Source organism: Pauljensenia sp. OF14-1SRA, from assembly GCF_027694595.1.
Classification (GTDB): domain Bacteria; phylum Actinomycetota; class Actinomycetes; order Actinomycetales; family Actinomycetaceae; genus Pauljensenia; species Pauljensenia turicensis_B.
This window is the reverse complement of record NZ_JAQEVQ010000003.1, coordinates 1-12,761: the sequence shown is the minus strand read 5'-3', so window position 1 is coordinate 12,761 and position 12,761 is coordinate 1. Positions and strand designations below refer to the sequence as shown.

The following is a 12,761-nucleotide window of genomic DNA, read 5'->3' as shown; positions in this document are numbered from 1 at the left end:
TTGAACCAGAGGCACACGATGGAGAAATGGAGTTACTTCAGCGTTTACGCATCGCGATTGTGTCCCTGCTGTCAATACTGATGCCTACTCAATGTGCGGGTTGTATGATCTGGGATCACGTCGTGTGTTCGCGTTGTCGTAGTATCGCGCTTCGATCCGCTCGATTAGAGCGGATCGGCCTCGTGACTTTAGGGGAGAGCGAAACGGGAATGCCGCGCGCACCCTGTGACAATGACGGAAGTGGTGCCACCGTGCCGATGGCGTTTATCGGAAGGTATGACGGCGAGTTGAGGAACATCATCATCGCCTCTAAACATTCGCCGACCTTTCGTGGCGACGACTTCTTATATGACGCGGGCGCAAGTGTGGGGCGTCGTCTTGCCACTGCGCTTCCAGGCGAAGACCCTTGGTGGGTGATTCCTGCGCCGTCGAGCTGGAAACGAGTGCTTCACGGTAAGAATGTGACCGGCGCTTTTGCCCGGGGTGTTGCGTTGGGGCTTGCGCAGGTCAGTGGACGACCAGCGCGGGTGGTTGGTGCTGTTCGTTTGCGGTTTGGCGTGCGCTCTCAATCGGGTCGTGGGAGACGAGGCCGCCGTCTCGATCGAGCTGGATCCATGCGCCGGCGGCTTCATATTCCCGCCAATGTGGCGGTAGTGATTGTTGATGATGTGTTGACAACAGGAGCAACATGTCGTGAGGTGGCACGCGCTGTTGGACGGGTTGATGCGGTCGGCGTGTGTGCCCGAGTTTAACCTTTCTATGACGCAGGTCACGTAAAAGAGGTATGATGGGCACATAACCGATAGAGCAAAGATGACCCGAAGAATGGCGTCTTTGCCCAGCGACTGGGGGTGATAGCTACGACCACCGTCCGATGCGATGAGGCAATCGGACATTCAACCCCGCGAGCAACGAAGCTCGCCAACTTCCCATGGAGGAAAAATGGACATCACTGTCGTCGCACGCAATGCGGAAATCCACCCGAACTTCCGTGAGTACGTCGAAGAGAAAGTCTCGAAGATTACCCTGTTCTACCCGCGCGCTCAGCGCGTCGACGTGGAACTGACACACGAACGTAATCCTCGCCAAGCAGATACCGCCGAGCGAATTGAGCTCACGGTCTACGGCAAGGGCCCAATCATTCGAGCAGAAGCAGAATCCGGCGACCGCTACGCAGCTGTAGATATTGCGGCCGGTAAACTCTTCGAACGTCTCCGTCGCTTGCGTGACCGCGCCAAGGATCATCGTCGTCGCTACTCTCACGAGATGGACGAGGTCGAGTTCCTCGAAGAACCCGCACCGGTTGAAGAAACCATCGAAGAGGCCGCTCCGCTCAAGCTTCGCTCTGCGGAAGACCTCAAGGTTGGTGAAGCGCGCGAAGAGCAGCTTGGCGATACTCCGATCCTGGTTCGTCAAAAGGTTCACGAAGCCGAACCGATGACGGTTGATGAAGCACTCAACCAGATGGAAATGGTTGGCCACCCGTTCTTCCTGTTCATTGACAAGGAAACGAAGCAACCGTGCGTCGTCTACCACCGACACGGTTGGACCTACGGTGTCCTGCGTCTGAACACGACAATGGACTGCTGACGACTCGATAGTCAAAAGTGTGAGCCCCAAGAGTTTTCTTGGGGCTCACACTTTTATGCGTTGGAGGTTAAAGACGGAAGAGGAGCTCAGAGGTCGCCGTCTTCGACACTACGCAGGAAGTCAGACAGGCGGTTTGCCGCTGCGACGACGGAGGGGCCGTGCTGACGACCGGGCTGGCGACCCATGCGTTCAATCGGACCGGAAATCGACAGGGCAGCGAGGACTCGACCCGAGGGGCCTCGTACCGGAGCGGAAACTGACGCGACTCCCGGCTCGCGTTCGCCGACAGACTGTGCCCACCCGCGACGACGAACCTGAGAGAGCATCGTCGCGTTGAAGGAGGCTCCGTAAAGACCACGGTGCAGGCGGTCGGGTTCTTCCCATGCAAGCAGAACCTGTGCTGCGCTACCGGCGGACATCGACAGAGTTGCGCCAACCGGGATGGAGTCGCGCAGACCCATCTCACGTTCGGATGCGGCAACGCAGACACGGTAGTCGCCTTGGCGACGGAAGATCTGTGAGGATTCCTTCGTGTGATCACGAAGAGCCTTCAGGACGGGCATAGACGCCGCAAGTAGACGGTCTTCGCCTGCAGACGAAGCGAGTTCTTGGAGGCGGGGACCGAGAACAAAACGTCCCTGCATGTCGCGAGCAACCATGCGGTGGTACTCAAGGGCAACCGCCAGACGGTGCGCGGTGGGTCGGGCCAAACCTGTCGCGGAGACGAGTTGAGCCAAGGTAGCAGGTCCGGCTTCAAGTGCGCCGAGAACGAGTGCTGCCTTGTCAAGAACTCCGACTCCACTAGTCGTTGAATCCTCCATATTTAAAAGTTTGCCATCTCAACCAATGAGACTGCAACTCTTCGCATAGTGAAACGGCAGACGATGAACAAGGAAACAGCAAGCGAATAAGCCACTCGGTGACCGTTTGCCTGTAAGTAAGCGCTGTTCAGGACTATTTTGAACGCACGCAAGGAGGAAACATGACCGGCACGATGGCCGAAAAGGTCTGGCAAGACCATATTGTGAAAAAGGGCGAAGGTGGCGCCCCTGACCTTCTTTACATTGACCTCCACCTTGTTCACGAAGTGACCAGTCCCCAGGCTTTCGAAGGGCTGCGCTTGGCAGGGCGAAAGGTTCGTCGTCCCGATCAGACGATCGCCACCGAGGATCACAACACCCCGACCCTCGATATCGACCTGCCGATCGCTGACGAGACCAGCCGTACCCAGATTCACACTCTGCGTTCGAACGCTGAAGAGTTCGGTATTCGTCTGCACTCACTGGGTGATGCCGACCAGGGCATCGTTCACGTTGTCGGCCCGCAGCTGGGCATCACTCAGCCAGGTATGACGATTGTCTGCGGTGACTCGCACACCTCGACGCACGGCGCGTTCGGTGCACTCGCATTCGGTATCGGTACCAGCCAGGTCGAACACGTTCTGGCAACCCAGACCCTGCCACTGGCTCCGTTCAAGACCATGGCAATCACCGTCAACGGTTCCCTGCCTGCAGGGTCGACCGCGAAAGACATCATCCTCGCTGTCATCGCAAAGATCGGCACCGGCGGTGGCCAGGGCTACGTTCTGGAATATCGAGGCCAAGCAATCCGCGAGCTGTCGATGGAAGGCCGCATGACGATCTGCAACATGTCGATTGAAGCGGGCGCCCGCGCCGGCATGGTTGCTCCCGACGAAACCACCTTCGAATACATCAAGGGACGTCCGCACGCTCCCGAAGGGCAAGAGTGGGAACGCGCAGTCGAATACTGGAAGACTCTGCGTTCCGACGATGATGCCGTTTTCGATAACGAGGTCATCCTCGAAGCAGCCGACATTGAACCATTCGTCACCTGGGGCACAAATCCCGGTCAGGGCGTCCCGCTCTCAGCCACCGTCCCGAATCCGGATGACTTCACCGATGAGACCGGTAAGATGGCAGCCCAGCGTGCGCTTGAATACATGGGACTCGAGGCGGGCACTCCGATGCGTGAAATCCCGATCGATACCGTCTTCCTCGGCTCGTGCACGAACGGTCGTATCGAGGACCTGCGTGCAGCGGCAGCCATCATCAAGGGCCGTAAGAAGGCAGACAGCCTGCGCATGCTGGTCGTGCCCGGCTCTGCTCGCGTTCGCCTGCAGGCTGAAGCTGAAGGACTGGACAAGATCTTCACCGACTTCGGCGCCGAATGGCGTAATGCCGGTTGCTCGATGTGCCTGGCAATGAACCCTGACAAGCTGAAAGAAGGGGAGCGTTCAGCATCCACCTCGAACCGTAACTTCGAAGGTCGCCAGGGTAAAGGTGGTCGCACCCACCTGGTTTCCCCGCTGGTTGCCGCTGCAACTGCGGTTCGAGGCACCCTGTCCAGCCCTGCTGATCTGTAAGAAACGAAGAAGGAGATAACACTCATGGAGAAGTTCACGACCCATACCGGTGTTGGTGTTCCGCTTCGTCGCTCGAACGTCGATACCGACCAGATCATTCCCGCCGTCTACTTGAAGCGCATTACTCGCACCGGCTTCGAAGACGCTCTCTTCGCTGCTTGGCGTAACGATCCCGAGTTTATTTTGAACCAGGATGCGTACCGCTCTGGCTCCATCCTGATTGCCGGCCCCGACTTCGGTACTGGTTCGTCGCGTGAACACGCGGTGTGGGCGCTGAAGGACTACGGTTTTCGTGTCATCCTGTCCACCAAATTTGCCGATATTTTCCGAGGCAACGCGGGCAAGCAGGGTCTTGTGGCTGGCGTGATCTCTCAAGAAGACTGCGAGTCCCTGTGGAAGGTCCTCGAAAATGAGCCGGGCATCGAAGTCACTGTCTCGCTTGAAAATAAGACTGTGACCGCCGGTCCGGTCACCGCGTCCTTCCAGATTGATGACTACGTGCGCTGGTGCCTGATGGAGGGTCTCGACGATATTGCTTTGACTCTCCGCGACGAAGACGCAATCGACGCCTACGAAGCCAACCGTCCTTCTTTCAAGCCGAAGACGCTTCCCGCGAAGTATCTTCCGAAGGAAGAGGTCAAACCTGCTCGTCCTGTTGGGCTGGGAATGCCGTCCGTTCGCTGAACTAGTTCGGATCACTAAATAATTCGAAACTAGGTTTCATCTGCTGTTTGTCGTGCCGTGAGTGAATCTGTGGGAGATGTGACTCTCCTTTGCAGACCCTCACGGCACGTCGTGCTTTAAAGTTGAGACAGACTATTCATCTTTTTGAGGAGCCTGATTCATGCCCTCCGTGCTTCGCGTTGAAGGCGGTCACCCGCTAACCGGTGAAATCACTGTTCGTGGTGCCAAGAACTTCGTTCCCAAAGCGATGGTTGCGTCGCTTCTTGGGGATTCTTCATCACAGCTGTCGAACGTGCCGTTGATTCGCGACGTTGATGTTGTGTCTGACCTGTTGCGCCTTCACGGCGTGACCGTTGATTTCGACCAAACAACCGGTGTGATGACGCTGGACCCGACGAACGTTCAGGTTGCGTCGCGCTCTGACATCGATTCCCTCGGCGGGGCTTCGCGCATCCCGATTCTGTTCTGCGGTCCGTTGTTGCACCAGCTTGGTGAAGCCTTCATCCCGGAACTGGGTGGGTGCAACATCGGTGGTCGCCCCATTGACTTCCACCTTGAAGGCTTGCGCAAGTTTGGCGCGAACGTCGATAAGCGTGTTGATGGCGTCCACATCACAAAGCCAGCAGAGGGCTTGCACGGTGCGGTTATTGAGCTTCCATTCCCTTCAGTCGGTGCCACCGAGCAGACCCTTTTGACCGCTGTTCGTGCTGAAGGTATTACCACCTTGAAGGGGGCGGCGATCGAGCCTGAGATCATGGATCTCATTAACGTCCTGCAGAAGATGGGTGCCATCATCTCGGTCGATACGGACCGCACGATCCGCATCGAAGGCGTGCCCACGCTGAAGGGCTACCGCCATACCGCGCTTCCTGACCGTATTGAGGCTGCATCATGGGGCGCTGCTGCGCTGGCAACCCGCGGTGATATTTATGTCCGTGGCGCACACCAGCCCGACATGACGACCTTCCTTAACACCTTCCGCAAGGTTGGTGGAGCGTTCAATATCGACTCTGACGGCATCCGCTTCTATCATCCCGGTGGTGAACTGAAGTCGATTGCCCTTGAAACGGCCGTACACCCGGGCTTTATGACCGACTGGCAACAGCCTCTTGTCGTTGCTTTGACTCAGGCTGAAGGCCTGTCCATCGTTCACGAAACCGTCTATGAGAACCGATTTGGGTTCACGAAGGCCCTGCGCAAGATGGGCGCAAATATTCAGGTCTACCGCGAGTGCTTAGGCGGAACACCGTGCCGTTTCGGCCAGCGTAACTTCTTCCACTCCGCTGTTATTTCCGGCCCCACTCCGCTGCATAGTGCGGACATCGAGGTTCCTGATCTGCGCGGTGGCTTCTCGCATCTGATTGCTGCGCTTGCCGCTCAGGGAACGTCTACGGTTGCTGGCATTGACGTGATTGCTCGAGGCTATGAGCACTTTACGAAGAAGCTGCACCAGCTGGATGCTCGCGTCGACTACGTGAAGTAAGCGAATCAATGACTGCGCACACTACGGCGAAGAGGCGAACAATCCATCTGCTGATTTCTTCTATGTCAGCCGGTGGTCGTTCAGTGAACGTCGGCCCCGAAGTTGTCCGCATTTTACGTGGCGGTGGTTGGGCGGTCCGAGTCAGCGTCACCAGAGCGTCGGATGACCCTTGTCAGATTGCGTCTGCAACAACCGAGGATGTGATCGGTGCCCTGGGTGGTGACGGTTTCATTTCGGCGATCGCACGAGGCGCCCACGAAGCTGGCACGTTGTTCGCGCCGATTCCTGGCGGACGCGGCAATGATCTTTGTCGAGCTCTTGGGATCAGCCCCGATGCGTCAGCTCGCGCGAAACAGTTGGCAGAACTGGGTTTTGTAAATGAAGAAAGCGACGAGCAATTTGCTTCGCGAATCCGCCCGATGGACGGAATGTGGGTGACCACCCCAGACGGAACCGTTCATTCCCTGGTTTTAGGCCTGGTCTCTTTGGGCTTGGATGCGACTGCGAATCTTTTGGCGAACGAGTCAATGTTTACGTCCGGTCCTATCGCATACGGCTATGGAGCGTTCGCTGCTCTCGCAACCCATCGTCCTTCCACCATTACGCTGAAGATTGATGGGCAAGAACGCGAGCTTACTGGGTGGATCACGTCCGTTTCTAACTCTGGACGATTCGGTGGTGGCATTCGCCTCGTGCCTCAGTCCGATATGACGGACGGGATCATGGAACTGTGCCACGTTGAAGATATCCCGTTGTTGAAGGCTCTTCCGATTGTGGCGAAGGTTGTGGGCGGCCGCTCGCAGGGGCATGAGGTCATTCATGTGGAGCCGGCCTCGTCGATTGAAATTACCCAGCCCGTTGGCATGGTTGCCATGGCGGACGGCGATAAGGTGGCCGAGATTCCCTTCACCGTGACTTCGGCGCCGCACATCGTTGACGTTCTGGTCTGAGGAACGTAGTCGGTGTAAGGCGTGGCGGATCTCCTGGCCGCATTCGCCGACCTGAGACGCAAAGGTGCAGATGGACAACACCCTGACATTCCGCGGTGAGTGCCTGTTCTAACGTTAGACTTCAATCCATGAGCACGAAGATCACTGGCTTCTATCGCTTCGCCCAGAACGTCCTGCGTCCGATCATGACACCGTGGGTGAAGATTGATGCGCAGGGGACCGAAAACATCCCGGAAAACGGCCCGTATTTGCTGGTTGTGAACCATTTGTCAGCCGTTGATCCGCTGAGCCTCTGCTGGTTCTACATGAAGCGCAAGACGAAGATCCGTTTTCTGGCGAAGAAGTCGATGTTCTCTGTGCCGGTGATGGGAAAGATTTTTGCGGGCATGGGGCTGATCCCCGTTGACCGCGAAGTGAATCCCGCTCAGTCTTTGGAAGCTGCCACAAAGGCTCTGAAAGACGGCGATATTGTCGCTATCTGGCCGGAAGGCACATTCACTCAAGACCCCGATCAATGGCCGATGTCGTTCAAGACGGGTGCTGCGCGCCTGGCGTTGGACACCGGTGTGCCGGTGATTCCGATTGCCCAGTGGGGGGCTCAATTCGTCAAGGGCCCGTACTCGTCGAAGATTGATTTTCGCCCTGGGCGCAAGATTCGCTACCAGATCATGCCTCCCGTTGACCTGTCGGATCTGATGAGCGAACAGGGATCAGATAATCACGAGGCAGTCAAAGAAGCGACTTCGCGCATGCACACTGCACTGACCAAGGGAGTGGCACAACTGCGCGGTCTTGAACCTCCGACTCGTATGTGGCAGGCGAAGACAAAGGCCGGCCCGTGGTGGGAAAAAGAAGGTAAGAAGCTCGAAGAGAAGAAGGCGAAGAAGGCAGGCAAATAGGCTGGGGGAGACAGGCTCTCCCGAGGCTCTCGCTCTGCTTGCTTTTACTGGATTAGCTCTGCTTGCTATTTCTGGATGTCGATTACTGCTCGAAGCGGATTTGTCAGGAAGCCGAGCTGGAAATCCCTAGCGTGATCCATACCGATCACGATGTGGGTCGAATCTTCAAAGGTTCCGTCTTCGCGTACGTCCAGGGGACCAACTTGCAGGTTTCGTGGCCCCTGATAATACTGCTCGAGTTGCCCGTCCATGATCGGCATTGATGTTCCGGTCAGGACGAAATCAAGATAGGCGACGCCTTCCACGTCCAATTCCTGTCCGCGTCCCTGTTCGATCGGCTTGTCGGCCCACGATTGGTAATAGCCCAGGGTGGCCTCGCCGGTAAATTCAACGACAACGCGATAGAAAGTGTCGTGTTCGCCAACACGCATATCGTGGAAGATTGCGGGGGTTTTTCCGGGTTTAGATGGGGCGTGTTCCAACTCGTTGACCCAAGCGTCGCCGTTAATTGGCTGCGGGCCCTGTTCTTGTTCGTCGGGGCCAGATTCTGGGGTGGCATCACCCGACTGGCCTGACTGGCCAGATTGTGAGGGTATCGGTTGTGGTGTCGATCCATCACTCATAGTGTCGTCGGCTTGAGGTGCGCATGCGCCCAAGATCACACCGCAGGATGCCAGCGTGGCAACGCCAATCACACGCTTACGAGACATCATTGAATCTTCACCGCCATAATTGTTGAGGTGCTAGTAGGGTCTCACATATGAGTAAGGAACGTGTGTTTACGCGCGCAGCGGTTTTAGGTACCGGCGCTTGGGGTACTACTTTTGCTCAGATTCTTGCGGATGCTGGGCTCAAAGTGACAATGTGGGGTCGTAAAGCTGCCACGGTTGACTTCATCAATTCGGGTGAGAACGCGACCTATCTTCCCGGTATTGAACTGTCGGATCAGATCCGTGCGTCGACGTCTATCGAAGAGGTTGTGACCGGCGCTCAACTGATCGTTATCGCTGTGCCGGTTGCCGGTGTGCGTTCGACTCTGGAGGCTGCGCGCCCATGCTTGAGTGATGATGTTGCGATCGTGTCTCTTGCGAAGGGCTTGGAGCTTGTCAGTCATCTGCGCGTCGACCAGATCATCGAACAAGCCTCAGGACTAGGCCAAGATCGTATTGCTGTCATTTCCGGGCCGAACCTGTCGCGCGAAATTGCCGAGCATCAGCCGACGGCCACAGTCGTTGCCTCAACGAACCGGCACTTGGCTATCGATATTGCGAAGGCGTGTCACACCTCGTACTTTAGGCCGTATGTCTCGACGGACGTTATTGGCTGTGAAATCGCGGGCGCGACGAAGAACGTCATTGCCGTGGCTATCGGCGCTGCAGAGGGGATGGGGCTTGGGCTCAATACCCGCGCGACTCTCATGACACGAGGTCTTGCTGAGATGACTCGCCTGGGTCAAGCCCTTGGAGGAGACCCCGCGACCTTTGCTGGACTCACCGGTATTGGTGATCTGATGGCAACCTGTTCGTCGCGCCTGTCACGAAACTTCTCGTTGGGCCATCGCATGGGTACGGGCTTGAGCTTGGACGAGGCCCTCGCGTTGTCACCTGGCGTTGTTGAAGGCGTGCGTTCTGCTGAGCCGATCCTTGCCATCGCTGATTCGCTGGGCATCGATATGCCGATCAGCGCGGCCGTTCTGGCCGTTGTCAGCGGTGACGCCACGATCGAACAGATGGGGCAGATGCTCCTCTCGCGCCCGCAGAAGATGGACGGCTGGGAGATCTCGCTACTCTGAGGTTCCTATGCGCGCCCTTGTTCGGGTGGCGTTCACGCGCAGCGTGAAAATATGTCGAGCGCGGCCTCGGCAATGCGAGGAAACGGGCACACCGCCACCGCGTAGTCGAACGGGCGCGCGGTGGCGATACTCTTAACGCATGACTGAAACTGGAAAGCGTCGCGTTCTCATCGTTTTTGGTGGACGCTCAGGTGAGCACGAGGTTTCGTGCGCAACAGCGGCCGGAATTCTACGTGCGATTGATCGCGAGAAGTGGGATGTGCTGCCCGTCGGTATTACTCACGATGGGGAATGGGTGCGCGTAGCCGATAACCCTTCGGCCTTGGAATTCAAAGACGGACACGGCCAGAGCGTGACGGCCGGTGCCTCACGCGTTGTTCTTGCTCCCGGTTCTGGGTCGCTACTTGACGTTACCTACGAAGGCGATCCCTCGGCTTTAGACTCCCACGTTACCGGCGTTGATGACCTCGGACACGTTGACGTTGTCCTGCCTCTGTTGCACGGACCCTACGGCGAAGACGGCACTATCCAGGGCCTCTTCGAGATGGCGAACGTCCGCTACGTCGGATGTGGCGTCACCTCCAGCGCAATCTCTATGGACAAGCACCTGACGAAGACCGTGCTTGCCGCAGCCGGAATCGATGTGGGGCAGTGGGAACTCATCACCGCTCTTCAATGGGCAGAAGACCCCAAGGCATGCGCCGACCGCGTGAGCGCACTCGGATACCCCGTGTTCGTAAAGCCCTGTCGCGCAGGCTCCTCCATCGGTATCACCAAAGTCGATTCCGCGGGCGAGCTTGCAGTCGCCATCAAGGAAGCGCAAAACGCTGACCCGCGCGTCATCGTCGAAGCCGGAATCGTCGGACGTGAAATCGAATGCGGTGTCCTCGGATCCGCCACGGGACACCCGCGCACCGCACCCCTCGGCGAAATCGAGGTCCCCGAAGGCGAGTTTTACGACTACGAACTCAAATACGTCGACACCGAAGCCATCGGCCTAGTGTGCCCGGCAAACGTGGCGCCCGAATTTGAAAAGAAGATCCGCGACACGGCTGCCCGCGCGTTCGACGCTTTGGAATGCGAAGGTCTGGCACGCGTCGACTTCTTCCACAATGAAGAAACCGGGTCCGTCATCATCAACGAAGTGAATACCATGCCCGGATTCACGCCGATCTCCATGTTCCCGCAAATGTGGGCAAAGGGAGGACTCGACTACACCAGCTTGATCGACACGCTTCTTGAAGAAGCGCTCGATCGGGAACTCGGATTGCGATAAGTGCCGAGCCGATAATGACAACGGGAAGGGGCGTACCCAAATTTGAGTACGCCCCTGCCTGATCTTAGGCGGTGTGCCCCGCCCCTGTAGTAGCCAAACGGTTTCCACGTGGAGGCGGCCTCGTCGATGAGCGAACAAACAACCACTGTGGCGTGCGCCGGCTCTCAGGACTTAACTCCCACAAGCGCGCGCCGATTCGGTATCTTTGAAACTATGACGACGAAGCCCAAAGTCACACTGGTGACATCATCAGCAATGCCGAACCTCTACCACGGTGAGGAAGGGCTGGAGGATGCGCTCGCGGAACGCGGATGCGATCCCCAAATTAAAGTCTGGAACGACCCGGATGTGGACTGGAACGAAGCCGGAATGGTCATCGTTCGCTCGGTTAGCGACTACCCGCTGCAACGCGACACCTTCCTCGAATGGACCAAGAAGGTTCCGCGAATCCTGAACCATCCCGACATTCTCGAATGGAACACGCACAAGACCTACCTGCGTTCGCTGGCGAAGCGCGGTCTGCCCACCATTCCCACCACTTGGCTGGAACCTGAGCAGAACCTGTCGAAGCACCAGATCCACACACGATTCCCGGCCTCTGGTGAGTTCATTGTCAAGCCCGCCGTTTCGTCCGGCGTGCGTGATATTGGCCGATACACCACTCTTTCTACCCCGCAGCGTCAAGCCGCCATCGCGCAGGTCCAGCAGTTGCTGGGCGAGGGACGTGCGGTCATGGTTCAGCGCTACCTCGAAGAAATCGACACCAACGGTGAGATCTCGCTGGTGTTCTTCAACGGCCTGGTCTCGCACGCTGTTGTGAAGCGCGCGCAGCTGCACCCCGCATCTGTCACCGACCCGAGCATGCACGAAGCAGTCGTCACCGCTCAAGCAGCCGACTCTGTCGCATGGCAGTGGGGCCAAGAAATCCGTCGTAACCTGCACGCATACGTGAAGGAACGCATCGGACGCGACGAACAGTTCCTGTTCAACCGCGTGGACCTGGTGCCGGACGGTAAGGGCTCGTTCCTAGTCATGGAAGTGTCCTTGGTCGACGCTGACCTGTACCTGGGCGCAACGCCGGAAGCACTCGGAAACTTTGCTGACGCAATCTCGGTGCGTGCGCACTGGTGAGCATCTCGCTTGAGTGAGGACGCCCCGAAGGCTTGGACGGTCTTCGAGGCGTTTTCTTTGGGTGCGCAGGGTGGGGGCAGGCATCGAAGAGGAGGAGAGAGGCACGTGGCGTTAGCGTCTGGAGCTACGTGGCACACATTGTGAGGCGACGTGGCGCCATGCTTGGTGTGGCTTTGCGCTTGTGGGGGCGAGGTGGCGCCATGTCTAGTGTGACTTTGCGGTTGATTGGGGTGACGTGGCGAATGACACGCGCCAGTGCCCAGTACGATTTTCATTTAAGGTGACTTATTTGCTAGAGTTTTCTCCGTTGCGCTAAGCGCTTCAATGGTGGCTGTAGTTCAGTTGGTAGAGCACCTGGTTGTGGTCCAGGACGTCGCGGGTTCGAGTCCCGTCAGCCACCCGGATGAATCCTGGAACCTTGCGGTTCCGGGATTTTGTTTTTCGTGAGGAGTTTCTGCGCTGACGTGGGCTTAGTGGTTGCTCTGCGAATGCCTTAGAACTACATTAGAAACCTTTCCTACGAGGAGGGTTAAACGACAAAATGTGTGTTTTTGTTGGCGTGTCGGGATTAGA

12 protein-coding genes and 1 tRNA gene are annotated in these 12,761 nt (G+C 57.5%); 11 read left to right on the top strand and 2 right to left on the bottom strand.

The window, feature by feature from the left end; genetic code table 11:
- Positions 1-209: 209 nt before the first annotated feature.
- Positions 210-752, top strand: a complete 543-nt coding sequence (locus PG731_RS02585; protein WP_270771950.1) for a ComF family protein — start codon at positions 210-212, stop codon at positions 750-752.
- A 190-nt stretch (positions 753-942) separates the two neighbouring features.
- Positions 943-1,590: a ribosome hibernation-promoting factor, HPF/YfiA family gene (gene hpf, locus PG731_RS02580; RefSeq protein WP_270771948.1), complete on the top strand. Its 648-nt coding sequence runs from the start codon at positions 943-945 to the stop codon at positions 1,588-1,590.
- A gap of 86 nt (positions 1,591-1,676) precedes the next feature.
- Here hpf and PG731_RS02575 read toward each other — a convergent pair whose 3' ends face one another.
- Entirely contained in the window at positions 1,677-2,411 is a 735-nt protein-coding gene (locus PG731_RS02575; RefSeq protein WP_270771947.1) for an IclR family transcriptional regulator, read from the bottom strand.
- 161 nt (positions 2,412-2,572) lie between these two features.
- On the opposite strand from PG731_RS02575, the gene leuC reads away from it, so the two are divergent.
- The 5 genes from leuC to PG731_RS02550 all read left to right on the top strand — a co-directional run bounded on the left by leuC (position 2,573) and on the right by PG731_RS02550 (position 7,989).
- The gene (gene leuC / locus PG731_RS02570) at positions 2,573-3,973 is read left to right on the top strand and encodes a 3-isopropylmalate dehydratase large subunit (RefSeq protein WP_270771946.1); all 1,401 of its coding nucleotides are present in this window, start codon (positions 2,573-2,575) and stop codon (positions 3,971-3,973) included.
- 24 nt (positions 3,974-3,997) lie between these two features.
- On the top strand, positions 3,998-4,657 hold the full coding sequence (gene leuD, locus PG731_RS02565; RefSeq protein WP_270771945.1) for a 3-isopropylmalate dehydratase small subunit: 660 nt from the start codon (positions 3,998-4,000) through the stop codon (positions 4,655-4,657).
- 160 nt (positions 4,658-4,817) lie between these two features.
- On the top strand, positions 4,818-6,140 hold the full coding sequence (gene murA, locus PG731_RS02560) for a UDP-N-acetylglucosamine 1-carboxyvinyltransferase (RefSeq protein WP_270771944.1): 1,323 nt from the start codon (positions 4,818-4,820) through the stop codon (positions 6,138-6,140).
- Positions 6,141-6,148: 8 nt separating this feature from the next.
- Entirely contained in the window at positions 6,149-7,090 is a 942-nt protein-coding gene (locus tag PG731_RS02555) for a diacylglycerol/lipid kinase family protein (RefSeq protein WP_270771942.1), read from the top strand.
- Positions 7,091-7,218: 128 nt separating this feature from the next.
- Entirely contained in the window at positions 7,219-7,989 is a 771-nt protein-coding gene (locus PG731_RS02550; RefSeq protein ID WP_270771940.1) for a lysophospholipid acyltransferase family protein, read from the top strand.
- A gap of 65 nt (positions 7,990-8,054) precedes the next feature.
- Here the strand turns inward: PG731_RS02550 and PG731_RS02545 are convergent, their stop codons facing one another.
- Positions 8,055-8,699 (bottom strand): AMIN-like domain-containing (lipo)protein, encoded by a 645-nt coding sequence (locus PG731_RS02545; RefSeq protein ID WP_270771938.1) that lies wholly within the window; start codon positions 8,697-8,699, stop codon positions 8,055-8,057.
- 50 nt (positions 8,700-8,749) lie between these two features.
- On the opposite strand from PG731_RS02545, the gene PG731_RS02540 reads away from it, so the two are divergent.
- The 4 genes from PG731_RS02540 (at position 8,750) to PG731_RS02525 (ending at position 12,588) form a co-directional block, all read left to right on the top strand.
- On the top strand, positions 8,750-9,781 hold the full coding sequence (locus PG731_RS02540) for an NAD(P)H-dependent glycerol-3-phosphate dehydrogenase (RefSeq protein ID WP_270771937.1): 1,032 nt from the start codon (positions 8,750-8,752) through the stop codon (positions 9,779-9,781).
- Positions 9,782-9,920: 139 nt separating this feature from the next.
- On the top strand, positions 9,921-11,057 hold the full coding sequence (locus tag PG731_RS02535; protein WP_270771935.1) for a D-alanine--D-alanine ligase family protein: 1,137 nt from the start codon (positions 9,921-9,923) through the stop codon (positions 11,055-11,057).
- Between the two features lie 213 nt (positions 11,058-11,270).
- Positions 11,271-12,188 carry an ATP-grasp domain-containing protein gene (locus tag PG731_RS02530; RefSeq protein ID WP_270772172.1) on the top strand — a complete coding sequence of 306 codons (918 nt, stop codon included), beginning with the start codon at positions 11,271-11,273 and terminating at the stop codon, positions 12,186-12,188.
- 327 nt (positions 12,189-12,515) lie between these two features.
- Positions 12,516-12,588 (top strand) — tRNA-His (locus PG731_RS02525).
- The last annotated feature ends 173 nt before the right edge of the window (positions 12,589-12,761 follow it).